At 69.5% G+C, this 26917-nt stretch carries 24 protein-coding genes and 1 pseudogene; 12 read left to right on the top strand and 13 right to left on the bottom strand.

Going from position 1 to position 26917, the window contains the following annotated elements; translation table 11 throughout:
* Nucleotides 1-52: 52 nt before the first annotated feature.
* The 6 genes from JIX55_RS07890 to JIX55_RS51385 form a co-directional block, all read right to left on the bottom strand.
* Nucleotides 53-1132, bottom strand: a complete 1080-nt coding sequence (locus tag JIX55_RS07890; protein WP_257562557.1) for an NAD(P)-binding domain-containing protein — start codon at nucleotides 1130-1132, stop codon at nucleotides 53-55.
* An 85-nt stretch (nucleotides 1133-1217) separates the two neighbouring features.
* Complete coding sequence (locus JIX55_RS07885) at nucleotides 1218-2372, bottom strand: LLM class flavin-dependent oxidoreductase (RefSeq protein WP_257562556.1); 1155 nt, start codon at nucleotides 2370-2372, stop codon at nucleotides 1218-1220.
* Nucleotide 2373: 1 nt separating this feature from the next.
* Nucleotides 2374-3402 (bottom strand): ABC transporter substrate-binding protein, encoded by a 1029-nt coding sequence (locus JIX55_RS07880; RefSeq protein WP_257562555.1) that lies wholly within the window; start codon nucleotides 3400-3402, stop codon nucleotides 2374-2376.
* Nucleotides 3403-3488: 86 nt separating this feature from the next.
* The gene (locus tag JIX55_RS07875; RefSeq protein WP_257562554.1) at nucleotides 3489-4289 is read right to left on the bottom strand and encodes an ABC transporter ATP-binding protein; all 801 of its coding nucleotides are present in this window, start codon (nucleotides 4287-4289) and stop codon (nucleotides 3489-3491) included.
* Nucleotides 4262-5170, bottom strand: a complete 909-nt coding sequence (locus JIX55_RS07870) for an ABC transporter permease (protein WP_257562553.1) — start codon at nucleotides 5168-5170, stop codon at nucleotides 4262-4264. The genes JIX55_RS07875 and JIX55_RS07870 overlap by 28 nt, the downstream gene beginning before the upstream one ends.
* 223 nt (nucleotides 5171-5393) lie before the next feature.
* Nucleotides 5394-5477, bottom strand: a complete 84-nt coding sequence (locus tag JIX55_RS51385) for a putative leader peptide (protein WP_383991831.1) — start codon at nucleotides 5475-5477, stop codon at nucleotides 5394-5396.
* A 135-nt stretch (nucleotides 5478-5612) separates the two neighbouring features.
* Here JIX55_RS51385 and JIX55_RS07865 point away from each other — a divergent pair, with 135 nt between their 5' ends.
* A complete protein-coding gene (locus tag JIX55_RS07865) occupies nucleotides 5613-6035 on the top strand; it encodes a secondary thiamine-phosphate synthase enzyme YjbQ (RefSeq protein ID WP_257562552.1) in 423 nt (140 codons plus the stop codon).
* Nucleotides 6036-6140: 105 nt separating this feature from the next.
* Here JIX55_RS07865 and JIX55_RS07860 read toward each other — a convergent pair whose 3' ends face one another.
* Nucleotides 6141-7157, bottom strand: a complete 1017-nt coding sequence (locus JIX55_RS07860) for a terpene synthase family protein (RefSeq protein ID WP_257562551.1) — start codon at nucleotides 7155-7157, stop codon at nucleotides 6141-6143.
* Nucleotides 7158-7177: 20 nt separating this feature from the next.
* Nucleotides 7178-8623 (bottom strand): NF041680 family putative transposase, encoded by a 1446-nt coding sequence (locus JIX55_RS07855; RefSeq protein WP_257562550.1) that lies wholly within the window; start codon nucleotides 8621-8623, stop codon nucleotides 7178-7180.
* Nucleotides 8624-9422: 799 nt separating this feature from the next.
* On the opposite strand from JIX55_RS07855, the gene JIX55_RS07850 reads away from it, so the two are divergent.
* The gene (locus JIX55_RS07850; RefSeq protein WP_257562549.1) at nucleotides 9423-10934 is read left to right on the top strand and encodes a flavin-containing monooxygenase; all 1512 of its coding nucleotides are present in this window, start codon (nucleotides 9423-9425) and stop codon (nucleotides 10932-10934) included.
* Between the two features lie 379 nt (nucleotides 10935-11313).
* Here the strand turns inward: JIX55_RS07850 and JIX55_RS07845 are convergent.
* From JIX55_RS07845 to JIX55_RS07830, 3 genes and pseudogenes are all read right to left on the bottom strand, one after another.
* Nucleotides 11314-11499: pseudogene (locus tag JIX55_RS07845) on the bottom strand (transposase); the annotation flags it as partial.
* A 419-nt stretch (nucleotides 11500-11918) separates the two neighbouring features.
* Complete coding sequence (locus JIX55_RS07835) at nucleotides 11919-12869, bottom strand: phosphotriesterase family protein (protein WP_257562548.1); 951 nt, start codon at nucleotides 12867-12869, stop codon at nucleotides 11919-11921.
* Between the two features lie 83 nt (nucleotides 12870-12952).
* Entirely contained in the window at nucleotides 12953-13657 is a 705-nt protein-coding gene (locus JIX55_RS07830; protein ID WP_257562546.1) for a GntR family transcriptional regulator, read from the bottom strand.
* A 115-nt stretch (nucleotides 13658-13772) separates the two neighbouring features.
* On the opposite strand from JIX55_RS07830, the gene JIX55_RS07825 reads away from it, so the two are divergent.
* The 9 genes from JIX55_RS07825 (at nucleotide 13773) to JIX55_RS07785 (ending at nucleotide 24146) form a co-directional block, all read left to right on the top strand.
* Nucleotides 13773-14678, top strand: coding sequence for an SIS domain-containing protein (locus tag JIX55_RS07825; protein WP_257562545.1), 906 nt, complete (start codon nucleotides 13773-13775; stop codon nucleotides 14676-14678).
* The gene (locus JIX55_RS07820; protein ID WP_257562544.1) at nucleotides 14675-15367 is read left to right on the top strand and encodes an SDR family NAD(P)-dependent oxidoreductase; all 693 of its coding nucleotides are present in this window, start codon (nucleotides 14675-14677) and stop codon (nucleotides 15365-15367) included. The genes JIX55_RS07825 and JIX55_RS07820 overlap by 4 nt, the downstream gene beginning before the upstream one ends.
* Entirely contained in the window at nucleotides 15364-16710 is a 1347-nt protein-coding gene (locus tag JIX55_RS07815) for an FAD-dependent oxidoreductase (protein WP_257562542.1), read from the top strand. The genes JIX55_RS07820 and JIX55_RS07815 overlap by 4 nt, the downstream gene beginning before the upstream one ends.
* A 189-nt stretch (nucleotides 16711-16899) precedes the next feature.
* Entirely contained in the window at nucleotides 16900-17922 is a 1023-nt protein-coding gene (locus JIX55_RS07810; protein WP_257562541.1) for an ROK family protein, read from the top strand.
* 262 nt (nucleotides 17923-18184) lie between these two features.
* The gene (locus JIX55_RS07805; protein ID WP_257562540.1) at nucleotides 18185-19861 is read left to right on the top strand and encodes a glycoside hydrolase family 13 protein; all 1677 of its coding nucleotides are present in this window, start codon (nucleotides 18185-18187) and stop codon (nucleotides 19859-19861) included.
* Between the two features lie 93 nt (nucleotides 19862-19954).
* A complete protein-coding gene (locus tag JIX55_RS07800) occupies nucleotides 19955-21310 on the top strand; it encodes an ABC transporter substrate-binding protein (RefSeq protein WP_257562539.1) in 1356 nt (451 codons plus the stop codon).
* 10 nt (nucleotides 21311-21320) lie between these two features.
* Nucleotides 21321-22694 (top strand): carbohydrate ABC transporter permease, encoded by a 1374-nt coding sequence (locus JIX55_RS07795; RefSeq protein ID WP_257562538.1) that lies wholly within the window; start codon nucleotides 21321-21323, stop codon nucleotides 22692-22694.
* Complete coding sequence (locus JIX55_RS07790) at nucleotides 22691-23605, top strand: carbohydrate ABC transporter permease (RefSeq protein WP_257562537.1); 915 nt, start codon at nucleotides 22691-22693, stop codon at nucleotides 23603-23605. Before JIX55_RS07795 ends, JIX55_RS07790 begins: the two co-directional genes overlap by 4 nt.
* A gap of 268 nt (nucleotides 23606-23873) precedes the next feature.
* On the top strand, nucleotides 23874-24146 hold the full coding sequence (locus JIX55_RS07785; RefSeq protein ID WP_257562536.1) for a hypothetical protein: 273 nt from the start codon (nucleotides 23874-23876) through the stop codon (nucleotides 24144-24146).
* A gap of 24 nt (nucleotides 24147-24170) precedes the next feature.
* On the opposite strand, the gene JIX55_RS07780 is transcribed toward JIX55_RS07785, so the two are convergent.
* The gene (locus JIX55_RS07780; RefSeq protein WP_257562535.1) at nucleotides 24171-25328 is read right to left on the bottom strand and encodes an SGNH/GDSL hydrolase family protein; all 1158 of its coding nucleotides are present in this window, start codon (nucleotides 25326-25328) and stop codon (nucleotides 24171-24173) included.
* On the opposite strand from JIX55_RS07780, the gene JIX55_RS07775 reads away from it, so the two are divergent.
* A complete protein-coding gene (locus tag JIX55_RS07775; RefSeq protein ID WP_257562534.1) occupies nucleotides 25306-25554 on the top strand; it encodes a hypothetical protein in 249 nt (82 codons plus the stop codon). The genes JIX55_RS07780 and JIX55_RS07775 overlap by 23 nt on opposite strands.
* Nucleotides 25555-25786: 232 nt before the next feature.
* Here the strand turns inward: JIX55_RS07775 and JIX55_RS07770 are convergent, their stop codons facing one another.
* Complete coding sequence (locus JIX55_RS07770; protein WP_257562533.1) at nucleotides 25787-26455, bottom strand: hypothetical protein; 669 nt, start codon at nucleotides 26453-26455, stop codon at nucleotides 25787-25789.
* Nucleotides 26456-26917 lie beyond the last annotated feature (462 nt).

The raw sequence follows: 26917 nt of genomic DNA, 5'->3' as shown, positions 1-26917 counted from the left end.
GGGGGCTTACGGGACAAGGGCGGCCGTACCGAGTCGGTCCGGGGCGTCAGCGTCAGGCGGCGGCGACCGGTTCGCCCGCCAGCAGCCGTCTGATGTCCCGAACCGCCGCGCGGCCGGCACGGTTGGCGCCGATGGTGCTCGCCGAGGGGCCGTAGCCGACCAGATGGATCCGTGGATCGGCGACCGCGCGGGTGCCGTCGACGCGGATGCCGCCGCCGGGCTCGCGCAGTCGCAGCGGGGCCAGATGGTCGATGGCGGCGCGGAAGCCGGTCGCCCAGAGGATGACGTCGGCGTCCACGCGGCGGCCGTCGTCCCACTCCACGCCGTCGGGCGTGATCCGGTCGAACATCGGCAGCCGGTCGAGGACGCCGTCGGCGATGCCCTGCCGGATCGCGTCGTTGAGGGGCAGCCCCGTCACCGACACGACACTCTTCGGCGGCAGCCCCTGCCGCACCCGCTCCTCCACCATGGCGACGGCCGCCCGCCCCGCCCCCTCGTCGAACGGCCCTTCGCGGAAGACGGGCGGACGCCTCGTCACCCACGTCGTCGCGGCGGCGTACGGGGCGATCTCCAGCAGATGCTGCGTCCCGGACGCGCCCCCGCCCACCACGACCACCCGCAGCCCGGCGAACTCCTCCGGCCCCGGATACTGCGCGGTGTGCAACTGCCGCCCCCGGAAGGTCTCCTGACCGGGATAGCGCGGCCAGAACGGCCGGCCCCACGTGCCCGTCGCGTTGATCAGCGCCCGTGTCGACCATGTACCGTCCGAGGTCTCCACGAGCAGCCGCCCGCCCTCGCCCTCCCGCACCGCGTGGACGTCCACCGGACGCCGCACCCGCACGTCGAAGGCGCGTTCGTACGCGTCGAAGTACTCCCGGATGACCTCGGCGGACGGGCGCGCCGGGTCGGCACCCGTCAACTCCATGCCCGGCAGCGCGTGCATCCCGTGCACCCTGCCGTATGTCAGCGACGGCCACCGGAACTGCCAGGCGCCGCCCGGACCGGGGGAGTGGTCCAGCACCACGAAGTCGCGCTCCGGCTCGAAACCGGATCGCCGCAGGTGATAGGCGCCGGCCAGACCGGCCTGACCAGCGCCTATAACGACTACCTCGACCTCGCGCATGTTGTTCACGCTTCTACTAACCGGGAGGAGGGCCCGCATCTTCCCGGGGCGGCGGGGCCTGTTCCAGGGGCGCGGAACCTGGCGGTTCCGGAGGTCAGCGCCCGCCGGCCACGAGGAGGGGCGCCCCGGCCGTCCCGCCCGAGCCTGTCAGCAGACCGCGCGCCGCCAGCTCCGGAATCACGCCCTCCCCGAACCAGTACGCCTCCTCCAGATGCGGATACCCGGAGAGCACGAAGTGCTCGACGCCCAGCGCGTGGTACTCCTCGATCAGATTCGCGACCTCGGCATGACTGCCGACCAGCGCGGTTCCCGCACCGCCACGCACGAGACCGACCCCCGCCCAGAGATTCGGATGGATCTCCAATTCCTCCCGGGAACCGCCGTGCAGGGCGAGCATCCGCCGCTGGCCCACCGACTCGCTGCGCCCGAGCGCCGACTGCGCCGCCGCGACCGTGTCGGCGTCGAGGTCGTCGAGCAGCCGGTTCGCCGTCGACCACGCCTCCGCCGACGAGTCCCGCGAGATGGTGTGCAGCCGGATGCCGAACCGGACCGTCCGCCCCTCCCGCTCGGCCAGCGACCGGATCCAGTCGATCTTCTCCTTGACCTGCGCCGGAGGCTCGCCCCAGGTCAGATACACATCCGCGTGCCGGGCCGCGACCGGACCGGCAGCCGCCGACGAACCGCCGAAGAAGAGCTGCGGCACCGGGTCGGGCGGCACCGCGGTCAGCCCGCCCTCCACCTGGTAGTGGACGCCGTCGAAGTCGTACGGCTGTCCGCCCCACACCCCTCGTACGACGGACAGGAACTCGTCCGTACGGGCATACCGCCGGTCGTGGTCGAGATGGTCGCCGAAACGGCGTTGCTCGGCGGAGTCGCCGCCGGTGACGACGTTGAGCAGCAGCCGTCCGCGCGTGATGCGCTGGTACGTCGCCGCCATCTGCGCGGCGAGCGTCGGCGAGATGACCCCCGGCCGGAACGCGACCAGGAACTTCAGCCGCTCGGTGTGCTGCGCCAGCGCCACCGTGGTCAGCCAGGCGTCCTCGCACCACGTACCCGTCGGCGTCAGCACCGCCTCGAAGCCCAACTGCTCGGCGGCCTTGGCGATCTGCGCGAGGTACTCGATGTCCGGCGGACGCACCCCGGGCAGCGACCGGCCGGTCCGGAGGGTGTTCGGCGCGTACGCGTGCCGGTCGACGAGGGTACGGCCGTCGCCGCCCGTCGGCAGGAACCAGTGGAGACGAACAGTCATGTCACGAGCCTTCCGAGGGGCGGGGAGTGGTGGTCGACGGCGGAAGGCCGCCGTTGAACCGAGGGTCGGTGAAGCCGCCGAAGTCGACATGGCCGGGGATGAGCTTCAACTCGGTGAAGGTGTCGGCGATCTCCTGCTCGGAGGCGATGAGCGGCTTGTCGACGGCCACCGCGATCCGGGTGGTGTACGTGCGCTTCACCGCGGCCAGCGCCACGTCCTCGGGCAGCCCGGTCTCCTTCGCCCAGACCTTCGCCCACTCGTCCTCGTGCGAGTACACCCATGTGTAGGCGCGCCGCAGCCGCTCCAGATAGTCCTGGATGGCCGCTGACTTCTTCTTGTCCTTGAGCGCGGTGGGCGCCGCCACCTGGAAGGTGAGGCCGTTGGTGATCCCGTCACCGGTGGCCAGCACGCGCCCCCGCTTAGCCTTGAGCACCTGCGAGGTGTACGGGTCCCACACCGCCCACGCGTCGACCTTGCCGGAGGTGAACGCGGCGAGCGCGTCGGCCGGCTGGAGGTACTTGACCTTGACGTCGCCGAACGTCAGCCCGGCGTCCTTGAGGGAGGCGACCAGTTGGTAGTGCGCGGACGAGCCCTGGGCCACGGCGACGGACCTGCCCTTGAGCTGTGCGGGCTTCGTCAGCTTCGAGTCGTTCGGTACGAGGAGGGCGTCGCCCTTGGACGTACCGTGCCAGGCGGCCACGACCGTGATCCGGGAGTTGGCACCGGCCGCGAAGACCGGCGGGGTGTTGCCGACACCGCCGATGTCGACGGCCTTGGCGTTGACGGCCTCCAGGAGGGGCGGTCCCGAGGTGAACGTTGACCATTTGATCTTGTAGTCGAGGTTGTCGAGCTCTCCGGCGGCCCGCAGGATGGCCTCCGAACCGCCCTTCTGGTCACCGACGTTGAGCGTGAGGGAGCCCTTGCCGTCGGTCCCGCCACCGGTCGAGGTGCTGGCCGAGGAGCTACCGCCGCAGGCGGAGAGGGACAGGGCCAGGGGGAGGAGCAGGGCGGGTGCGAGACGTCGTCGCATGGGGATTCCGTTCGGTTGGTTCAGGTGGGCAGCGGGGGCTCGGGTGGTGCACCGGTGCGGTGAACGACCCTGCGTCCGGGCGGAGTTCAGGCGGATTCGGCAGCGGTGTCGACACCCAGCCGCTCGAGGAGCCGGCCGCGCAGTTCGGCGAACCGGGGGTCGGTGATGTCGCGGGGCCGGTCCAGGTCGACCTCGGTCTCGTACGCGATCACGCCCTCGTCCATCACCAGGACGCGGTCGGCGAGCAGCACCGCCTCCTCGACGTCGTGCGTGACGAGCAGCACCGCGCAGCCGCGCCGCTGCCACAACTCGCCCACCAGGCGCTGCGCCTTGATGCGGGTGAGCGCGTCGAGGGCGCCGAACGGTTCGTCGAGCAGCAGCAGATCGGGCTCGCGGACCAACGCCCGGGCCAGGGAGGCCCGTTGGGCCTCGCCGCCGGACAGGGTCTTCGGCCAGGCGCCGGAGCGATGTTCCAGGCCGACCTCCGTGAGCGCCTGCTCGGCGAGGGCGCGTTCGGGCCTGCCCGGCAGGCCGAGCAGGACGTTCCGCCACACCTTCTTCCACGGCATCAGCCGCGGCGCCTGGAATGCGACGGCCTTGCGGCGCGGTACCAGGACCGTGCCCTCGATGTCGCGGTCGAGCCCGGCGAGGATGCGCAGCAGGGTCGACTTGCCGCAGCCGCTGCGGCCGAGCAGGGCGACGAACTCGCCCGGCCGGATGTCGAGTCGGAGTTCGTCGATGACGGCACGGCCATCGAAGGAGCGGGTGAGGCCCTCGACGTGCACGGCGTGGGGCGGCGCGGAGGAGGGAGCGGGGGCGTGGGTGGTCGCGGCGGTGGCCGGGCGGGCCTTCTTCGTGGTCACCGGCCGGTGAACGTCGGTCGCCATTGCAGCAGCAGCCTTTCGAGGGAGCGGACGATGAAGTCGGCGAGCAGGCCGAGGAAGGCATAGACGATCAGGCAGACCACGATCACGTCGGTCCGCAGGAAGTCCCGCGCCTGCACCATGAGGAAGCCGATACCGGCGTCCGCGTTGATCTGCTCCGCGAAGACGAGCGCGAGCCAGGCGATGCCGAGGGAGTACCGCAGACCGGTCATGGCACCCGGTAGCGCGCCCGGGAGCACGACATGCCGTACGAGACCCCAGCGCGACAGCCCGAGCGACTCCCCGGCCTCGATCAACTGCGCGTCGACACCGCGGATCCCGGCGTACACGTTCAGATAGAGCGGGAACGACACACCGAGGGTGATGATCGCGACCTTCGGGGCCTCGCCGATGCCGAACCAGATGATGAACAGCGGGATCAGACCCACGAACGGGACGGTCCGCAGCATCTGCACACTGGCGTCCACGAGGTCCTCACCGACCCGGAACAGCCCTGACACCAGGGCGAGTCCGGTACCGACGACGGTTCCGAACAACAGGCCGAGCGCGACCCGCTGCAATGACGTCCCCATCGCGGCGGGCAGCGAACCGTCGCCGATCAGATCACCCGCCACCTGGGCGGTCCGCCCCGGAGAGGCGAGGACGTCTGCGGTCAACACGCCGGTGACGCTGAGGAGTTGCCACAGGGCGAGCAGCAGGAGGGGCCCGGAGGTGCGCCGCAGCCAGCGGGGGACGCGGGTGCGGCGGGAGGAACTGGGGACGATGGGTGCGAGGTCGAGACCGAGTCCCGGAGAACTGGCAGAGCCGGGAGAGCCGTTTGCGTCATCAGACTTATCCGGAATATCCGTCTCGGGTGAGCCGGGTGGGGCATGGCTGATGCTCATGAGAGCTCCACTGGGGGGAGAGCGCTGGTGGGGGAGGGGCCGGGGGTGGCCGTGCGGCGCCGCCGCGTCGGACACCGGTCAACGGATCGCTCGGTGCGTCCGCCTCAGCGGATGATCGGTCGCGGACGCAGGCCAGGTGCTTCCGGCGGCGACGAGCGGGGACCGAAGACGGCGTCAGACATGCGGGTGGGGCGGCGCGCAGGCCAAGAGGGATGAAAAGGCGTCAGCAGCCGCGACGACACGCGGCGGAGGCCACCCGCAGCAGGTCGATGTGACCGCGCGAAGTGAGCAGGGCTGAACGCAACATGCGGCGAAATTAGCCAGCCGGTCTGTGCGCGGTCAATGGTGTCTCGCGGAGTGGACGCCGCGTATCACCGCTTGGGTCGCTCCCGCGCGGGCGGTCACTCCCGCGAGGCGCCGTCGAGTGCGCGAGGATGGAACCATGTCCGATGCCTTCACCACCCGAGTACTGAACGTCGCCTCCGGCTCCCGCGAACGGGTCGTCGACCTCACCCATGACTGCGAGGCGTTCCTCCGCGAGGCAGCCGCCGGGCGGGACGGTCTCCTCAACGTCTTCGTCCCGCACGCCACGGCCGGCATCGCCATCATCGAAACGGGCGCCGGCAGCGACGACGACCTCCTCGCCGCCCTCCACACCCTCCTCCCCGCCGACGACCGCTGGCAGCACCGCCACGGCATCCCCGGCCACGGCCGCGACCACGTCCTCCCCGCCCTCGTCCCTCCCCACGCCACCCTGCCGGTCATCAGCGGGAGGCTGGAACTGGGGACCTGGCAGTCGGTGTGCCTGGTCGACACGAACAGGGACAATCCCAACCGTCAGGTCCGATTGAGCTTCTTCGGCTGAAGCATGTGACGGGACTGTGGCGTCGAATTCCGGCCGCGCCGAATGCGCCTTGGCCCGTACGTGAGCAGTCCCTGAGCGTCGTGTTCGTGGGCGCGGGGCATCGGGTTATTCCCCTGGTAGGAGATCGTCGGGGTAGTTCCCAGATCGGCCGGTGGGTTGGATGTCGTCAACGGCATACCGTTCGACCGAGGAGTGCCATACCAGTTGCCCGCTCAGATTGGCGGTGATGTTGGCCGCGTAGTCGAGTGTGGCAGTGCGGGCAATGGGCGGCACGGCCTGCCGGTCAAGGTCTTCGCGGAGTTCCCGCCCAGCCTCCACCACCGTGTGTACTTGGCTGGTGACGAGGGCCGCCACCTGGTCCACTGCCTCCTGCAGGGAGCACTGTTGTGCGTCTCGGATGATGGTGACGGCGTTGTACTGGTAGCCGACGATGGTTTCCCGGTGCACGGAGAAGACGTCGTTCACCAAGGCGACGTGCAAGGAGCCGGCCCGGCGCAGATTGACCATCGGGGCGCAGGTCCGTACGGAGTTGGGAAGGAAGACGGGAAGGCGTAGTTCGTCGAGGTCCCAGAGCCAGGGCATGCCGACGGAGTACATCCTCCAGCGAAGGTAGTCGTCGAGGCGGGGGACGTGCCCCTGGGCGCTGAGGGCGGCTTCGGTCGCGTAGGAGCGCAGGAACGCTTCGAAGTTCCGGACGAAGGCGTTCTGCCAGTCGACAGGGCGCCCTTGGGAGGTTTCCTGCCATAGGGTCGCCAGTGCCCGGGCGACCGGCGATCGTCCGGAGGCAGTCAGGCCGTGCAGGACTCCGCACAGCTCGTCGACGGCCGCTACCCGGGCCTCCAATCGCTCCGCGACGTCGTCCTCGTCGATCTGGTCGTCAATCCTGAAGGTCAGAGCAAGCCATCGCAGTCCGTTCGTGAGCATGTCGAGGCCGGCACGAGGCCACACATAGGCCCCGCTCAGGTCAGCGCCCGTACGCCGCATCCGGTCGCGCGCCTTCTCTGTAGTCGCCAGGTCATGTGTGTCGATCCACTCCCACATCGCCCGTGACGCCATCGCCAGGTGCGGATTGCACTCAACGAGGAAGGGGGCGTGGAAGTCGGGCATCTCGAACACGGCCACCAGGAACTCCAGCTTGTCTCTTATGGTCTGAGTAGGTTTCGTTCGGTGATGCTCTCGGGTCGTTTGATGGTTTTGCCTACGTCGTAGCGGGTGGCGAGCCGTCGGTTCTTCGAGCCGAGTGGCCGTCCGGGCCCGGGCCGCGAGGGTTTGGGTGCACGGGCGGGGCAGGTGAGGTGAGGGCGGTGGTTCCTGAACCCGCGGCGGACCCGGGCGGGGGTGAGCCGGCCGGGCTCAGCGGGTTTCTCCCAGGGGTGACGCAGGTCGGCGGCGGCCCGGCGGAGGAGCCGCAGTTGGGTGTGGGCGGCGATGATCAGCCACGTCCAGCGGTCGCCGGCCTCCGGGGTGCGGAGCTTCGGCCGGGTCCATCCCAGGGTCTGTTTGATCATGCGGAAGGTGTGCTCCACGTCGAATCTCCTCAGGAACGCCTGCCAGCGCACGTCGACGTCCTCGTCGCTCAGGCCGGTGGCGGACGACCACAGCCAGACCGGGAGCGGTTCGCTGCCGCCGGGCAGGTGGTCGACTTCCAGGCGGATCAACGTGCCCTCGATGATGGGGAGTTCACCGGTGTGGTCGATCCACACGGAGCGGGTGGTCAGGCGAGGATGGATGCGGTCCCGGGCCATCGCGCGGGCTGTGCCATATCGGTCGGTGACCTGCACGGTTGCCGCGTCCGGCTCGCCCCAGGTGTCCGGCTCGGCGAAGCGGAACTCCTTGCCGTGCTTCGGGGGCCGCCCGCCCTGCGGCGGGGAGATCCACGGGACCGGGATCGGCTTGCACATGACCCGGTCCGAACGCATCCGGCCGAAGACCTCCATCGGCAGACCGGCCAGGAGGTGGGACATGCGCGGGGCGTCGTATCCGGCGTCGAAGACGATGAGGATGTCGCGGTCGCCGAAGTGCCAGCGGCCCATGTCGATGAGGTCCTCGACCACTCGTCGGACCTGGGCGGCGGTGACCGCGGCGACGCCGTCCTCGGGACCGAGGCGGACCGCGTCCAGCAGTCGGCACCAGGACGTGCGGCCCGCCTCCAGGGCGGCGACGAAGGAGTACGGTCGGCCCGGGATCATCTGATCGCTGGAGCGGCCGCTGCGGCCGTAGACGTGGCAGAACGGGCGGTCCGGGCTGGCCGGCGCGTCGGGGCGGAGCCAGTTGCTGATGTCGACGGCGAGGACCAGGCGCCCGTCGCCGGCCTGCGGCATGAGCAGACCGGCCAGCACCTGCCGCAGCCGGGGCACACCCACCTTCCCCCGGTTCAACGCCTCGTACATCGCGCCGTGCCCGCGCCGGTGCTCAGCCACCAGCGTCAGATCCACCGGCGCCTTCACCGGACCGTCGGCACACAGCAACGCGTCCACAAGCTCGAACAGTTCGTCCCCGTGCGCGGTCGGGCAGTCGAATAAGTCGTCCCGGAAGCGTGACGCCTTCGCGAACGCTTCCCCAGGACCGGCATCAGGCAGCAGACTCACCTTCACGGCCTTCGTCTTGATCGGTGCACCTTGGTCGGAGCACATGATCAGACGAAGGCCGCCCCAGCGTCCGGCGGACGCCCAGTGAGCGGGCAAGTTCGAGGCTCATTTCGACTTCTCAGGCTGACTGGCCAAGTACAGCCCGGGCCATGGCCTCGGCATAGGGACTCACGACACCCTCGCCCTCTCCATCTGCGGCATCCTCAAGCAGCTCTGCAAGCGGACCGCGAAGCCTCGCGATGTCGATGAGAGCCCAGACCGGAGTAGCTCGGCGGCACGGAGCAACTGGTCGGAAGCCTGAGCAGAGTCAGACGAGTTCAAGATGGACCTCCTCTGGACAGCGGGCGATGGTGCACCCGAATGGTCCCAGAGCTTCGAGCTGAGGTCAGACCATAAAAGACAAGCTCCAGAGCTTGTTCGTAAAGGACAGTGAAGCTGCCCGCAGTCCGGACGGAGCACCCGGCTCGCTGAGGCACGCGGAGTGCCCCCGTACGCCCTCGATGCGGTCAGCGAGGAGGGGCAAGTTGCCGAAGGAGATCAGGCCTATGAGGTGCGTGGCCTGGTTCTCCTGCTCCTGGTGGTGAGGGGGCTTGGTCTGTGAATACGGGCATGCCGAGTTCGACCAGCTGCGGTCGGCCATCAGCGGGGGTACGCGTAAGGCTGTTGAGCTTCGCGGCGGCGGCGTCGAGGCTGACCTGGAGTCCTTCGACTTCCCCGCGCCGGCGCGGCACCGTGAGGCCCGAGTGAAGGGGTTGTGGTCCACCTGGCCATGCGCTGGGCACAGGGGTCCGCAACCGGGATGATGAGCGAGCTGGCTACGTCGATCGCCCAAGGAGAGTGGCAGTTGACAAGAGTGTGCGTGGTCGGGGCCGGCCCCGGGGGAATCGTCACCGCCAAGGTACTGCTGGAGAACGGCTTCGACGTCACGGTTTTCGACAAGTACCAGCAGGTCGGCGGAATCTGGTCATCGGGAGGCTGCTACGACGGGCTGGCCAACCAGTCCGCGCTCCGCATCTTCGAGTTCGCGGACCTGCCCAACCGCTTGCACTTCGCCAGCGCGGCGGACACGCAACGCTACTTGGAGAACTACGCCGAGACCTTCGGCGTGCTGGACCGCGTTCGACCTGGCACCGAGGTGATCTCCATCCGGCCGGTGGACGGTCCTGGGCGGGTGGGCGCCTCCGGCTGGTCGATCGACTCTCGGTCCGCTGGGGACAAGGCGGCGGATGTTCATCGCGAAACATTCGACTACGTCGTTGTCGCCACCGGGGCTCATCATCATGCCCAGCTGCCCGAGTTGCCAGGGCGTGAATTGTTCAGCGGGACCGTGCTGCACTCCAACGAGGTGCGGGCGGGGACATTCGCCGGCCGCCGCGTGGTCGTCGTGGGCGGCGGCAAGTCCGCGTTGGACCTGGTCACCCGCGCCGCGCGCGAGGCGGCCTCGGCCACCCTCGTGCAGCGCAAGGTGAACTGGATGGTCCCCGAGCGGTTCCTGCTCGGTCTGGTCGGCTACAAGTGGATCCTGTTCACCCGGCTCAGTGAGGCACTCCTGCCCCGCTATCACGATCCGGCCTGCATCCGTCCGATCGACCGCATCGACGAGCGGGTCAAGCGAGCCCTGTGGTGGCTCATCACCCGCGACACGCTGTTGTCCACCGGGCTGTACCGGCTGCCGAGGGAGCTACGGCCTGCTCACGCGCTCCCCTTCCACCTGGCCCACGCGGGAGTGATGCCACGCGGCTACGTGCGGGCCGTCCGCCGCGGCCTGATCGCCCCCCGGATCAGTGCTGTCGAGGCGTACACCGACAAGGGGCTGCGACTGGCGACCGGCGAGGAAGTGGCGGCGGACGTCATCGTGTTCGCCACCGGGCACCACAAAGTCTTCCCGTTCCTGGATCCGGGAGTACGAGTGCACGACTCCGCGGGGCGGCTGCGGCTCTACCGAGGCATCGTGCCACCCGGCGCCGACCGGCTCGGGTTCGTCGGTTTCCGGCAGGTCTTCAACAACGTCGTGGGCATGGAACTCACCGCGCACTGGTTGACCTGCCATTTCCGCGCGACGCTGCGCACCACCCCGAGCGAGCAGGAGATGCGGGAGGCCATCGACGCTCGTCTGGCCTGGCAGGAGCAGGTGCTGCCGGGCTCCGGCGGCTACGACTTCGGCCCCTACGACATCCACTGCGCGGACGAACTCCTGCACGACATGGGATTGCCGTCCCACCGGGCCGGCAACCTACTGGCCGAATACCTGCTTCCCGGCGGACTCGCATATCGCTACGCGGGCCTGACTCGATCGGGTCCGGCGAAATGAACGCGGGGCATGAGCGGCCCCCGATGGCGTGATCGGTGGCAGGTGATCACCCGTCAGCGCTGGATCTCGTCGGTCATCCAGCTCGGGGAATCCCGTCGCGGGAGGTCGGGCCCGCCTCGGCCGTTTACGCTCTGAGGGCCTGACACCCGCCCGAAGGACCGCGAAACGCCCACTGGCCTGGCGTTGCTCCCGCTACCTGCTCCATGTGACGGGATTCCGATGACGCATCACATGGAGATTCCGCGCTCGGGTACCTTGGTGGTTGTCTTAACGGAGTTTGGCGGACACGAACCAAGAAAATCCGGACAGGCGGGTTCGGTTGTCGTTCCTCGGCGGAGGGTCGACGCGCGACGACGGCAGGTGTGATGTCCGGCAGCTACAGACGGCGGTCGATCAGCGTGCGTCCACGAAGTGCTGCCCAGGCGAGGAAGACACCGATCTGAGAGTTCTCCGTGCGTGCGTCCCGCGGTGCCCGAACTGCCGCTGCACACCCGCCGACCGCGTGCCCTTGACCGAAAGCCGGTGTCGTCCTCAGCACGGCATCCCGGTCGCCCACGTGCCCGACGCCCGTGAAACCGCTGAATGCCTCGGCGAGTGACGACTGGACGCCTGCCCATGATGCGTCGAGCTCGACAACGCGGAGGCCCCGGCCCGGTTGGCGGCTGACGATGCTCAGCGCGACGCTGTCTTCAGCGACATGACGCTGCTGACGCACGCCATCGATGCCGAGGGCGACGGCTCTCTGCGGAGCGGTGGGCCGCTGATATCTGCCGCGGGCCCACATCAGCAGGCGAGCCGCCGGTGACAGCTGAGGGTGCCGGCGATGCTCGTGAAGGCGAGGAAGTGCAGGGCTCTGTGCTCGTGGCGGCGGTGGAGACGCCGGCAGCCGGCGAGCCAGGAGAAGGCCCTCGCGTCGTAGCCACGGCTGTCCTCGCTGACCGTCTCGGAGCCTTGAGTTCTGGGAGTGGACCCGCAGGTCGGCACTCATGTGGGGGAGGGCTCTCTGGCCAGCAGCGCCTGGGGGGCGTGCCGCAGCACGGTCTCGACCGCCCGGTGGCCCAGACGCCGACGCAGCCGCGGGACGAAGTCCCTGCCGAGCACGTCCATGCCGGGCCCGCCACCGTAGGCGCTGAGCGAGGACTTGCGGCCGACGTCGGTCCCCAAGCAGATCTGGCCCAGTTTGCCGGCCTCGGCCATGCGCTCGATGAGATCGAGGACAACGGAGTCCGGCCGGTACTTGATGCGTCCGATCGTGTCGTAGACGAGGTGCGCGCCCCGGGCGATCAGGTCGAGGTGGAGCTCAGGATCGGGGTTCCGGTCGGTGTGGGCCAGCAGGACCCGGCCGGCCGGGACGCCGTGCTTGTCCAGGAGGTCCAGGGCGGCGTGCGCGGCGGTCCCGATCTCGGTGTGCACCGCTATGACCACTCCCGTGCTTCGGGCCGCCGCCGCACCCGCGGCGAACCAGCGCTCCTCGTGGCGGTCGATCCGGTGGTACGAGGCTCCGAGTTTGATGATGCCGGCCTTGTGAGGGCTGGGTGCGGGGCGCGGAAAGTCCCAGTCGTGACTGTCCATGCCCACCCGAAGGTCGTCCAGGAGTACGTCGAGGAGCGTCGCGTCGTCGGCGTGACGCGCCCAGTGGGCGGCCGGATAGTGGGCGCTGCGGTGGAAGCCGGTCGCGGCGACCACGTGGATCCCGCTCGTGCGGGAGACCTCGGCGAGTTGGCCTGGCCGGCGTCCGAGGCCGACCGGTGTCAGGTCGACGACGGTACGAATGCCGCTTGCCGCCACACGCAGGAGCTCGGCCGCCGCCTTCTCGGTGTCGAGGAACTCGTCGCCCGGGTTGACCGGGGTGCGCAGAAAGACGTGCTCGTGAGCATCCACGTCGCCGAGTTCGTGAGCGGCGACAGGACCCAGGACGGTCTCGACGACAGGCAAGGCTGTTCCTCCTTCCGGGCACTGCCCTCTCCGGTGTCCCTGCGAGGGGATCCGGCACGCACCCGGCGGTCGGAGCCGAGTGGCTAGGCGAGTTCGATGTGGAACACGAACCGGGAACCCGCATAGCGGGATTCGGTGAGTTCGACGGGTGTGCCGTCGGTGGTGGTGATCAGTCGGCGCTCGACAAAAATGGGCGCACCGATGGGCAGGTCCAGGAGGGCGGCGTCGTCTTCGGTGGCGATGGCCGCTATCTGCGTTCCGGTCGCGCGCGTGGGGGTGAAGCCCTTGTCGGTGAGTGCCTGGTGGAGCGAACCACGGGCCAGATCCTCGCTCAACAGCCAGGCGCAGGACGGCGGCATGACGACGTTCTCGATCGCCATCGGCTGGTCGTCGGCCAGCCGCAGCCTTCGTACGTGCACGACGTTCGACTGGGGAGCGAGCCTGAGCGCGGTGATCTCCTCCTGACTGCCGACGCGCAGTTCACTCGTCAGGACGGTCGACGACACGGTCATGCCGCGCAGGGCCATCTCCTCGGTGAAGGAGCGCAGTCGGCCCATCTGGCGGTGGACCTGTGGTTCGCCGACGAAGGTGCCGACGCCGGAGATCCGGTAGATCACGCCTTCGGCGACCAGGCGCTGGGTCGCCTGCCTGACGGTCATCCGGCTGACCTGGAACAGGTCGCACAGTTCCGCGTCGGACTCGATCTGGTCTCCGGGGTTCAGCCCCGCGATCCGACTGCGGATGTGCCGTTCGACAGCTTCATGTCGCGGCATGGGCCGCCGAGCCACGTCTTCTCCTTTGTCTATACCGGTATATGCCTTGCAGCATAGGCCGTTCCTTGGTGTGCGTCCACATCCGTCGTGCTCGGTCGGATCCGAAGATCAGCCGGTTCTGGTCCTTGACGTGGTGCCGGTCGCCGCCCTAGCGTCCGGCTTGTACTACCTGTATATACATACTCAGTCGCACTCATTACGCAGGGCCCGCATCGCATCGGGCCAGTCTCTGCCCTCGCACCGAGAGGTTCCGCACGTGCCCTCGTGGATCCGTACCGCAGTCGGGATCGTCGAGCAGATTGCCGAGTCCCAGGCCGACGCGATCGAGGCCGCGGCCCAGATCGCCGCCGGGTCGATCGCCGACGACGGCGTCGTCTACACCTTCGGCACCGGTCATTCGCGCATGCCGGTGGAGGAGTTCTTTCCCCGCTACGGCTCCTACCCCGGTTTCCAGCCGCTGGTGGAGCTCTCGATGACGTTCCACACCCAGGTGGTGGGGGCCAACGGACAGCGACAGGCGATGTTCATCGAGCGCGTCGAGGGGCTCGCCGACCAGATCCTGGCCAACTTCCGGCTGCGCCCTTCGGACAGCATGTTCATCTTCAGTGTCAGCGGGCTCAACGCCGTCCCCATCGAAATGGCGATGGGGGCGAAGAAGGCGGGCCTGCCGGTCATCGCGGCCACGTCGCTGCAGGAGACGCACGCCGCCGAAGCTCGGCATCCGAGCGGATCCCGGCTCGCCGACCACGCCGATGTGGTGATCGATCTGGGATCACCGGTCGGCGACGCCATCTGCCGGGTGACCGGCCTGGACGTCCCGGTCGGCCCGGTGAGCACCTTCACCGCGATCGCCGTGGTCAATGAGATCAAGGTCCGGGTCGCAGAGCTGCTGACCGAACGGGGCGCCATGCCGCCGGTCATCACCAGTTCCCGCCTGGTCGGCGCGGACCGCAGCAACGAGTTGTTCGAGGGCGCCTACCTCGAGTTCGCCCGCCGTTCCGCCGCCGCTCTGCGCACCGCGGACGGTGCACGGTGAAGCGCCTGCTGGTGGCCGGCGCTCAGGGCGGTATCGGCGCCGCGTGTGTCAACGCCGCTCGGGCCGCCGGTGCGCAGGTCTTCGAGGCCGACCGCGATACGCACGACATCACCGTGTCCGCGGGTGCAGACGCGGCGGTAGCGCAAGCAGCCGAGGCGTTGGACGGTCTCGACGGCATCGTGCACGCGGTGGGCATGTCCGGCCGGCGTCTCGGCGACGGGCCGGTGGATGAGTGCAGCGACGAGGCATGGCACGAAGTGCACCGGGTCGACCTCGACTCGGTGTTCTATCTGCTCCGCGCCGGCCTACGGCAGCTGTCCGGCTCGGGCGGGTCGATCGTCGTCATCGGCTCGGCACTGGCGAGCACACTGGACGAGGACTTCCTCACCGCGGCCTACGCCAGCGCGAAGGGCGCCCTGGTCCCCCTGGTGCGGTCGGCCGCCTTCACCGGAGCCCCCAGGGGTGTGCGCGTCAACATCGTCGCGGCCGGCCTGGTGGACACCCCGATGGCCGCACGCGCCATGACCGATCCCACGATCCAGGACCGAATGCCGCAGTTGATGCCGCTCGGTGCACGCGCTTGCAGCCCCGAGGAGATCGCCGACACCGCCCTCTGGCTGCTGTCGGACGCCGCCTCCCGCACGACCGGCACGGTGATCCCCGTAGACGGAGGGTGGCACCTGAGGTGAACAGCGCACGCACCAGTCAGAGCGCACGTATCAGTCAGGCGGAGGCCGAGCGTCATCCGCTGCTGTGGGACGGCGATGTGGTGGTCGTCGGCGGCGGATCGGCGGGCTCCGCGGCAGCCGTCGCGGCCGCTCGTCGGGGCGCTTCCACCCTGCTCGTGGAGGGCGCCGCTCACCTGGGCGGCACCGGGGCGAGCGTCCTGGACACCTTCTACGGCTTCTACGCGCCCGGCACGGGCGATCGCGTCGTGGGCGGTGTCGGCTGGGAGGTGTGCCAGGCGCTCACCGATCGCAAGGCGGCCTTCGAACGCCCCAACACCTACGGTGCGGGCACCGGCGTCACCTACGATCCCGAGACGCTCAAACTGGTGTGGGACGAACTCACCGGCTCTGCCGGGGTGCGGGTCCTGTTCCACGCCCGTGCGTCACGGGTGGTGATGGAGGGCGTGAACGTCCTCGGGGTGGTTGTCGAGACGGTCGCCGGCCCCGGGTACGTGCGCGCCAGGGTGGTCATCGACGCGAGCGGCGACGCCGACATCGCCTGGCGCGCGGGCGCGGCTCTGGAGCGGCCCGCCGAGGACCGCGTCGTGCAACCGCTCACCCAGACCTTCCGGCTCGCCGGCGTCGACGCCGCGGCGACCCCGACGGCCGAGCTGCACCGCCTGATGGCCCTGCACGCGGACTCGGGAGCGTACAAGCTGCCCCGGCGTGAAGGGTCCGTCCACCGGACCACCGAACCCGGGGTCGTCCACACCAACGTGACCCGTGTGAGCGGCGTCGACCCGACCGACCCGTGGCAGCTTTCGGCCGCCGAGCAGGAGGGGCGCCGTCAGGCCGTCGAATACACGCGGTTCCTCCGAGAGCAGGTTCCGGGGTACGAACAGGCTTTCCCCATCGGTTCCGCACCGCGCATCGGTGTGCGGGAGAGCCGCCGCCTGATCGGTGAGTACGTCCTGGACAGGGAAGACGTCCTGACGGCGCGCCAGTTCGAGGACGCCATCGCGCTCTGCGGCGCTCCGATCGAGGACCACGCCGCCGGACAGCGGACGATCTGGCGGTACGTCGGCTCCGGTGACCGGACGCCCACCGGCCGCACCTACGGTGTGCCCTACCGATGCCTGCTCCCCCGCGGGGTCGAGGCTCTGCTCGTCGCGGGTCGGTGCCTGTCGGCCACCCATGACGCCCACGCCTCGGTGCGTTCCATCGGACAGTGCATGGCCATGGGGCAGGCCGCGGGGACAGCGGCGGCGCTGGCGGTCTCCGCCGGATCCCGGCCCCGCGATGTGGACGCCGTCGGACTGCGGGAGCAACTGGCAGCCGACGGTGCCCTGCTCTCACCCGGCTGACCTCACTCATGAGGTCAAAAGGCTAGACAGGTCTACGGCCCCTGCCGTCGGCCCGGTCCGGGCTCGGTCGCATCGAACCAAATCAGTCAAATCTTTCTGATTCTTTACGTCTCAACTGATTGACTGAACAATTTACGCGGCCTAGCTTCCCGTTAAGTCTATACAGGCAGTACTGATCAGGGAGTTCGCATGGTCGCGACCGGGATCGGTCCTCGCCCCGCAGGTTCCGCCCTGGGGGTGGACATCGGGGGCACGAACATCAAGTGGGTGCACCGTGCCGACGCGGCCGTCGTCGCGCGGGGCACACTGCCCACCCCGGCCGCCGGGCCGGCGCAGGTTGCCGTCGCCATCGCCGAGGTCGCCGCCGCGCGCACCGTCGAGGCCATCGGCGTGGCGCTGCCCGGCCATCTGAGCCCGGAGCTGCGAGCGACCACCACCATCCCGAACATCGACGGCGACTGGCAGGGCTTCCCGCTGGCGGACACGCTCGAGCGCGCGACCGCGAAACCCGTCCTGCTGATGAATGACGCACGCGCGTTCGCCTCGGCGGAACTCGCTCTGGGCTCCGCGCGCGGCCACAGCGACGTGGTGTTCATGACCATGGGCACCGGGATAGGCGGTGCGATCGCCCTGGGCGGCACCGTCCTGCGTGGTCCCGGGGACAGGATCGGCGAGATCGGGCACATGACCGCCGCGCCCGGCGGTGACCGGTGCGGATGCGGGGCCCGCGGCTGCCTGGAGACGGTGGCGGGCGGCCGGGCGCTGGCGACCGCCTGGTCCCGGGCCCTCGCCTCGCGCGGGAACGGGAACGGGAACAGGAGCAGGAGCAGGAACGAGGACCGGTCGACCGCGAACCAGGGCCGGTCGGCAACACCCGAGGACCTGGTCGAGGCCGCCCGGTCGGGCGACACCACCGCCCGGAAGATCCTCGACTCCGCCGCCCTGGCCGTGGGCACGGCGCTGGGGAGCGTGCTGGCCCAACTCGGCCTGTCGACCGTTGTCGTGGGCGGCGGCGTCGCGCCCGCCTTCGACCTGATGCGGCCGGCCGTCGAGTCGGCCCTGCGTGACCGTCGGCGGCTGATCGGACCGGTGACGCTCCTGGCCGCCGCGCTCGGTCCGTACGCAGGCGCGATGGGGGCGGCCCTGAACGCCACGGCGCAGACCCTCGCGGCACCTTCGCCTTCGGCACTGCCTCGGTTATCGGCGATCTGACGACCTTTCGCCCCCGTCGTCGGGCGGTCACGCCCCGCGAACGGCCTTGCGTTCCCGCCGACGGACGGTCCCGTGTGGCGACACGAGGGCGACACGGACCGCCCACCGAAGGATTCCCTGCCCCGCGGCTCCATCGCCCCTCCTGCCAAGCCGCCTCCCCACGCGCCTTCCGTGGCGCGGGATCCGGCGCTCTGTCCACCGGCCGTCGTCCTCCCCGCTCGGCGGCCGGTTTCCATCACGCCCATCCCAGGACGGTTTCCCGATGATCGACGCGTACGTCGACGACGGCCCGGTGCAGAACGAACCGCGCCCCTCCGATCGGTCCGAGAACACCGCGCGACAGCAGTGGTGGCGCACGGCCGTCATCTACGAGGTGTACGTCCGCAGCTTCCTCGACAGCACCGGGGACGGCATCGGAGACCTGGCCGGTGTCCGTGCGGGCCTGCCGTACCTCAAGCGACTCGGTGTCGACGGCATCTGGCTCAACCCGTTCTATCCCTCGCCGCAGTACGACCACGGCTACGACGTCGCCGACTACTGCGACGTGGACCCGGTCTACGGAGACCTGGCGGAGTTCGGCCGCCTCGTGGACGACGCGCACCGTCTGGGGTTCAAGGTGCTCATCGACATCGTCCCCAACCACTGCTCCAGCAAGCACCCGTGGTTCCTACAGGCCCTGGCCGAAGGCCCGGACGGCGGCCCGGCCAGATCCCGCTTCCACTTCGCCGAGGGCCGCGGCGCAGCCGGCGAACTGCCGCCCAACAACTGGCACTCCATGTTCGGCGGACCCGCCTGGACCCGGGTCACCGAGCCCGACGGCACGCCCGGCCAGTGGTACCTGCACCTGTTCGGGCCGGAGCAGCCCGACCTGAACTGGCGCAACCCCGAGGTCGGCGGCTACTTCGAGCAGGTGCTGCGGTTCTGGCTGGACCGCGGTGTCGACGGGTTCCGCATCGACGTGGCCACCGGCCTCTTCAAGCATCCCGAACTGCCGGACTCCCCGGACCCGGCGGCCGACGCGCGGGCCCGCGACACGGTCAACCCCCTGGCGTGGAACCAGCCCGAGACGCACGGTGTCTGGCGCACTTGGCGCGCCGTCTGCGAGGAGTACACCGCGCGGGACGGCATCGACCGGCTGCTCGTCGGAGAGGTGTCCGTACGCACCCCGGCCGAGCAGGCCGCCTATGTCCGCCCGGACGAGCTCCACCAGGCCTTCTTCTTCCACATGTTGACGGCCCCGTGGGACGCCGCCACCTTCCGCCGGGTCATCCAGGACGCTCTGCGGGACATCGCAGACACCGGCTCGACCATCACCTGGGTGCTCAACAACCACGACCAGGTCCGCACCGTCACCCGGTACGCGGCAGCCGCCCGCGCTCGCGCCGCCGCGCTGCTGATGCTCTCCCTGCCCGGCGCCGCCTACGTCTACCAGGGCGAGGAGCTCGGCCTGCCGGAGGTCGTCGACCTGCCGGACGAGGTGCTCACCGACCCGATCTTCTTCCGCAGCGGCAGCCGCGTGGGAATCCGCGACGGCTGCCGCGTACCACTGCCGTGGTCGGGGCACATGTCCCCGTTCGGATTCACCTCGGGCGAAGGCGTCGCCAAGCCGTGGCTGCCCCAGCCCGCGTGGTTCGCCGCGCACACCACCGAACGGCTCATGGCCGACCCCGGTTCCTTCTGGCACCTCTACCACGACGCGCTTCGGCTCCGTGCGAGCCTGCCGTCGCTCGGCAACGGGACGCTGCGCTGGCTGGAGTCTCCGCCGCAGGTGCTGGCCTTCGTCCGCGGTGACGGGCTGGTGTGCGCCGTCAACTTCAGCGACGTCCCTTGTCCCGCCCCGGTCCCCGGCACACCGCTGATCGCCAGCGGTCCCTGCCCGCCCGGGACCCTCCCCGGCTCCACCGCCGCCTGGTGGGCGGCCGACGGACCCACGGGCTGACCCCGCTGTCCCTCCCACGGGGCTTCGCCCGTCGTCCCCTCTTCCGTTTCCGTCGCTACATGTTCCTTCCGTCTTTCACAAAGGAGTGACCCGATGAATGGCAGAGCGGCAGCACTGACGGCCGTGGCCGTCCTGGTGATGGGGGCCGCCGGCTGCGGCTCCTCGGACAACGACGCCGCCGGCACCCCGGCGACCACCGGTGCCGAAGAGGCCTCCACGCTGAACCTGCCCCAGCTCGACGGGCAGGAGCTGCAGGTGGCCGGCGTCTGGACGGGCGCCGAGCAGAAGAACTTCCTCAAGGTGCTGGCCCGGTTCGACAAGCTGACGGGAGCGAAGACCACCTTCGTGCCCACCGGCGACAACGTGTCGACCTTCGTCGGCAGCAAGATCCAGGGCGGCTCTCCGCCGGACGTGGCTCTGCTGCCCCAGCCCGGCGTGCTCCAGCAGTTCGCCAAAGCCGGCTGGCTCAAGCCGCTCCAGCCGGCCGTGACCGAGGAGTTGGACAAGAACTACAGCAAGGCCTGGCGCGACCTGGGCACGTACGAGGACAAGCAGTACGGGGTGTTCTTCAAGGTCACCAACAAGTCCCTGTTCTGGTACAACACCGCGGTCTGGGAGCAGGCCGGACTGACCGACACCCCCACCACCTGGGAGCAGTTGCTCAAGGACAGTCAGACACTCTCCGACTCCGGCACTCCTCCGTTCTCCATAGGCGGCGCCGACGGCTGGCTCGTCACCGACTGGTTCGAGAACATCTACCTCAGCCAGGCCGGCCCGGACATGTACGACAAGTTGACGAAGCATCAGATCAAGTGGACCGACCCCTCGGTGACCAAGGCGCTGACCACACTGGGCCAGGTCTTCGGCCGGCCCGATCTGATGGCCGGAGGCACGCGGGGCGCGCTGCAGACCGACTTCCCCACCTCGGTCGGCCAGGTCTTCTCCGACCCGCCCAAGGCCGCACTGGTCTACGAGGGCGAGTTCATCGCGACCAACATCACCCAGGAGACCACGGCCAAGGTCGGCACCGACGCCAAGGTCTTCCCCTTCCCCGCCGTGGACGGCGGTAAGGCACCCGTGCTGAGCAGCGGCGACGTCGCGGTCGCCCTCAAGGACGGCGAAGGCGCACGGGCGCTGATGCGCTTCCTCGCCTCCCCGGAGGCGGGGGAGATCGCCGTGCAGCAGGGCGGTTTCCTGTCACCGAACAAGGCAGTCGGCTTCTCCGACTACCGTGACGACACCGTACGGAACATCGCGAAGAACCTGATCAAGGCCGGCGACGACATCCGGTTCGACATGTCGGATCAGGCACCGGCCGCCTTCGGCGGAACCAAGGGGCAGGGAGAGTGGAAGGACCTGCAGGACTTCCTCGCCAAGCCCTCCGACGTCGCGGGCGCGCAGAAGCAGCTCGAAGCGGACGCCGCCAAGGCGTTCGCCAAGGCGGGCTGAGGCAGTCGCCATGGCACAGACTCTTTCCCCTCCGTCCCCCGCCGCCCCCGCGGCGGCGGGGGCACCCGCCCGCCGCGCGAGGACACCCCGAGGCCGTAAGTGGATCGCCGCGTTCTTCCTGCTGCCCGCGCTGATCCTGCTCGGCGCGCTCGTGGTGTACCCGATCGTGTGGTCGGTGATACGCAGCCTCTTCGGCCCCGACGGCTTCACCCACTTCGTCGGGCTGTCCAACTACACCGACATCTTCACCGACCACCAGACCCTCGTCGCCCTCAAGAACAACGCGATCTGGGTCGTGGTCGCGCCCGTCGCGGCCACCGGACTCGGCCTGATCTTCGCCGTGCTCACCGAGCGGATCCGCTGGGGCACCGCGTTCAAACTGGTCGTCTTCATGCCGATGGCCATCTCCATGCTGGCCGCCGGCATCATCTTCCGGCTGGTCTACGACCAGGACCCCGGCAAGGGAGTGGCCAACGCGGTGACGACCGGTGTCCACGACACCTTCTTCAAGGCGTCGGCGTACCCCGGGGCCCATCCGAGAGTGGCAGGCCCCGGCAGCACTCTGACAGGCCCGGTCGGCGGCCCCTACACCGGCAAACCCGTCAGCCCCGGCGACGGTCCGGCCGCAGTGGCTCTGGTCGGGGTGCAGCCCAGCACCCTGACCGGCGCGACGCAGGCCGCCGTACCGGGTTCGTGCCCGTCGGGCGCCTTGTGCGGCACGGTCTGGCTGGACTTCCAGCCGGGCGGCGGCACCCCCGGGAAGATCGACCGGGGAGAGAAGGCGCTGGCCGACGTTCGGGTCGAGGCTGTGCGCGACGGGCGCGTCATCGCCACGGCAACCGCGTCCAAGGACGGCACGTTCGTGCTGCCCGCTGACCGTATCGGCACCTCGCCGATTCAACTGCGCCTGCCCGCGACCAACTTCACCGCCCAGTACGCGGGCGTCAACTGGCTCGGTCCGACCCTCGTCACCTGGTCGATCATCGGCGCCTACGTCTGGATGTGGACCGGCTTCGCCATGGTCCTGATCGCTGCCGGGCTGGCCGGAATCCCCCGGGAACTGCTGGAGGCCGCACGTGTCGACGGCGCGAGGGAGTGGCAGGTCTTCCGCCGCATCACGGTGCCGCTCCTGGCCCCGGTGCTGGGTGTCGTGCTGGTCACGCTGGTGATCAACGTGCTGAAGATCTTCGACCTGGTGTACGTCATCGCACCCGGCGCCAGCCAGCAGGATGCCAACGTGCTTGCCCTGCAGCTCTACCTGTCCTCCTTCGGCGGCGGCAACGACCAGGGCACCGGCAGCGCGCTCGCCGTACTCCTGCTCGCCCTGGTCGCGCCGGTCATGTTCCTCAACATCAAGCGGTTCCGAAAGGAGAAGTCACGGTGACAACCCTTCAGACCGCCCGGGCCCCGCAGACCACGGCCCCCACCGCCTCCGGCCGCACGGGGCCGGGCACTGCCACCCGCGCGGTACGCCGGCTCGCCGGCGGATCCACACGGCTCGTCCTGCTGGTTGTCGCCCTGTTCTGGCTGCTGCCGACCGTCGGTCTGCTGCTGTCCTCGCTGCGCGGGCCGCTGGACATCCAGGCGTCCGGCTGGTGGACGGTCCTCACCAAGCCCGCGCAGCTGACCCTGCACAACTACGCCAGCCTGCTGGACAACTCGGCGATCACGCATTCGTTCCTGAACAGTCTGCTGATCACCGTCCCTGCCACGCTGCTGGTCGTGGTCGTCGGCTCACTCGCCGGATATGTCTTCGCGTGGGTCGAATTCCCGGGCCGGGACTGGGTCTTCCTGCTCATCGTCGGCCTGCTCGTGGTCCCTCTGCAGGTCGCGCTGGTGCCCATCACCAGTCTGTTCGGGAAGCTCGGGATCTTCGGCAGCATCACCAGCGTCGTCCTCTTCCACGTCGCTTTCGGCCTGCCGTTCGCGATCTTCCTGCTGCGGAACTTCTTCGCGGGTATCCCACGGGAACTGCTGGAGGCCGCCCGTCTCGACGGGGCGGGCGAGTTGTGGCTCTTCCTCCGAGTGGTGGTTCCGCTGGGCGGGCCCGCGATAGCGTCGCTCGGCATCTTCCAGTTCCTGTGGGTCTGGAACGACATGCTCGTCGCGCTCATCTTCGCCGACCCCGGCTCGGCCCCACTCACCGTGGCCCTGCAACAGCAGACACGCCATTTCGGCACCAATATCGACGTCCTGTCCTCCGGTGCCTTCCTCTCCATGGTCATCCCGCTGGTGGTTTTCTTCGCCTTCCAGCGGCAGTTCGTCAACGGCGTCATGGCGGGAGCACTGAAGTAAATCCGACGCTTGTCGCCTGTGGTCAGCGTGGCCTCGAACTTGTCGATCGGAGCACAGCTGATCGAGCGCGGCCTGATCGACGAGACCGACCTGCACATCGTGCCGGTCCTGCTCGGCGACGGCATCCGGCTGTGCGACAACCCGGGCGGCGCACCCGCGCGCGTGGCCCTGGTCTCCAAGGGGTCTGGCGGCGCCCGATGCAAGCCGGACGCCGGCCGGCTGCGTGCAGCGGACGTGTTGGTGGAAGCCGGCCCGGCTGGAGCGGCCCGTGCTGTCGCCCACGCCGGGGAACCCCACCCGCCGCTCCGAGATGCGCGGCCGCTTCCTTCTCAACGACCGCCGATCTGCTCGACCTGCCGCCCCCGCGACCCCCGGCCGCGGCACCCCACTGCTCACCAAGCGGCCCATCCGGAAGCTGGGCGACTCCACGCTCCCGCACCTGAGGGCCAGGGTGACCGGACCGAGTTTCGGCCACGACATGCCCTTCCACCGCGTCAGTGAGATGAACCACCTCGCCTCGTTCCTCCCCCAACCTCCATGAGGAGTTCCACGCGCAGCGTGCGAGTCACCTGAAGTACCGCAGCGGGACCGCCCGTGCCATGGCCTCCCTTCCCTGGGCGTTGGGATGCAGGTGGTCGCCACTGTCGTACGCGGGTAGCAGCCGGTCCGGCTGGGCGGGGTCGCGTACGGCCGCGTCGAAGTCGACGACTCCGTCGAACGCGCCACTGGTGCGGACCCAGCGGTTGAAGGCCTGGCGCGCGGCCTCGTTCTTGGGGCTGTGGTAGCCGAGTGTGTCGTTCTTGAACGGCATGACCGTGCCGCCGAACACCTTCAGACCTCGGGCGTGCGCACGCTCGACGAGGGCCCGGTGACCGTCGATGAGGTCCCGCGCGGTCACCTTCTCGGAGAGCGGGGCGATGTTTCCGGGATGCCCGAGGTCGTTCACGCCGAGCAGCACGATGAGGTACCGGGCTCCCGGCTGAACGGCGACGTCACGGTCGAAGCGCCGCAGTCCGCTCTCGCCGAAGTACGCCGCGTAGGACTCCGCCGCGTGGCCCGGGGGCGGGTTGGGGTCGTGGAGGAGGCGGTTGCCGGAGACGCCCTTGTTGAGCACACCGACGGCCGCGTGACGCGGAGATCCGGTGCGCCGCTGGAGGCGTTCGGCGAGGACGTCGGTCCACCGGTCGTTGGTGTCCACGGTGCTGTTGGCGGTGTTGGAGTCCCCGAGCGCGACGACGGCGGAGGAGAGCGCGTTCGTGCGGTGTCCCCGTACGCTCACGCCGGTGAGGAAGTACCAGCGCTCGACGGTCGACACCGGCTCGATGTCCGTGGCGTCGGTGACATTGCCGGCCGCCACGTAGTTGCGCTGGAACGCGAAGGCGTTGACGGTCGATCCCGGTGTCCGGTCGGGGAGGTAAAGGCTGACGACGAGGTCCGAACGGGCGGGCAGACGCAGGGTGACGGCGTCGCTCAGGGCGGGCTCGCCGGCGGGAATCGTCACCGAGGAACGGCCGCCGAAGGTCAGCGGGCGGTCGCTGCCGGGTTCGATGCCCGCGCCCTTCGCTCCCTGGGCGCGGCGGGCGACACGTGCTTCACCGATTCTCAGCGGCTGCCGGCCGAACTCGTTCGACAGGCGTATGCGCAGGCTGGCCCCCGCGATGCTCGTGTGGACGATCTGACGGATCGTCTGATCCTCGAAGGTGGTCGCGTCCGTCCTGGGCACGGTGGTGGCCGTGGTGGCCCAGGTCCCGGTCCAGGGCGACGTTCGGGAGGCGCTCCGCGGTATCTCGGGTGCCTGGGGTGCGTCGGATCGGGTGAGTGTCGTGGGTGCGGCGGCCAGCAGGGACAACCCGACGATGAGCGTCATCACCCGTCGTCGCCGTGTGGTCGTGTCCCTGGCCGTCAACGCGGACCCCTCTCTCGGCATCGTGACGAGCGAGCCGTGGTGACCGTAGGGAGAGGTGTGGCGTGAGTCAATGCTTCACGGACGGGCCCGAGTGGAATCCTCCGGAGAACGGCCGGAAGACGTGCCCGGGAGACCTTCTGTGGTTCTCGGAACTCCTAGGAGATCGTGGCGGAAAGCCGTTGCGGCACCGATTGACGACCTGCGGATGTCTCCGGCGGCAGCTCCATAGGACGCCGGAGGCAGCTCCATGAAAGTGGCCCCAGGCGCACGAGCGCTCAGTCATCCTTTGCGGTGTTCTCGCTCGGCAGGCAGGTCTGGCGTGCCCAGAGGCACAGCAGTGCCATGCCGCCGACCAACAGCGGCACCGGGTCGCTGGCGAGGGGCGCCAGCGCGTATCCCAGCGCCGTGACCGTGCAGACGGTCAGGGGAATGAACGCCGCGGCGCCTTCTATCCCCGACCGCAGAGCCGACCGGCCGACGCTCAGGACGCTCGCCCCGCCGGGCACCCAAGGGGCGACAGCGACAGTCAGCAGTCCTGCGGTATCGCAGACGTCGGCCCACTGCGAAGACATCGCCTCGATGCCATGTGGGCCGATCATCCACAGTCGCAGGGTGTCGCCGGTCAGCAGGAGGGACAGTCCGACGATCGCTGCCCACACAGTGGGCTGCTGGTCGCGCCGTACGAGACGTCGCAGAGCGAGCAGAAAACTGAGGAACACGACTTCCGAGGTCCAAAGGACGCCGATCATTCCCGTCTCCAGCCGCCAGCCATCACCAGCCCTGCCCAGCAGTACCCATACCGCCATGAACACGGCCCCGGCCATGACGGCCCCGTCAAGCACACGCCGCAGCCACGCCTGCCAACCCGTACCGGCATCGGCCGCGACCACCAGACCGGCCATTCCCAGCCCGACCGCGATCGTCACTCCGGCGACCACCGCCACACCGGCCAACCCTCGTGGAACCAGTGCCTGCGCCGGTTGAGCCGACAGCATGGCAACTGCGGTCCGATAGACAACCCCGGCGGCCGCGGAACCCGCCAACAGCAGCAGACGCGTCCGTACCCGCCCACGCGCGTGCCAGACACGGAGCAGCAGGGAGAGGGTCAACACCCAGCAGCCGACGGACGGTCCGAGGGACATCATCCGCGCCGCCAGACACTCGCCTGCCCACCGCCCGGGTCGGTCGGCACTGCTCCGACAAGACGTGCTGCACCGAGCGCGCCCCAGACAGCCGCCCTGTTCCCACAGCGGCGATGCGTCCGGACCCTGAGCACGTCCGGCGACTTCCCCAACCTCAACATGCAGGTGCCCCTTCACCCGGTGCCCGCCGCCACGGCCTCCCCTACGGCCGCCGGATCCGTCCACAGACCGTATGAGTCTCACCACCTCAACGAGCGGTAAAGT

Origin of the sequence: Streptomyces sp. DSM 40750 (genome assembly GCF_024612035.1) — a bacterium.
Lineage (GTDB): Bacteria > Actinomycetota > Actinomycetes > Streptomycetales > Streptomycetaceae > Streptomyces.
The sequence above is the reverse complement of the archived record's forward strand: the minus strand, read 5'-3'. Positions and strand labels throughout refer to the sequence as shown.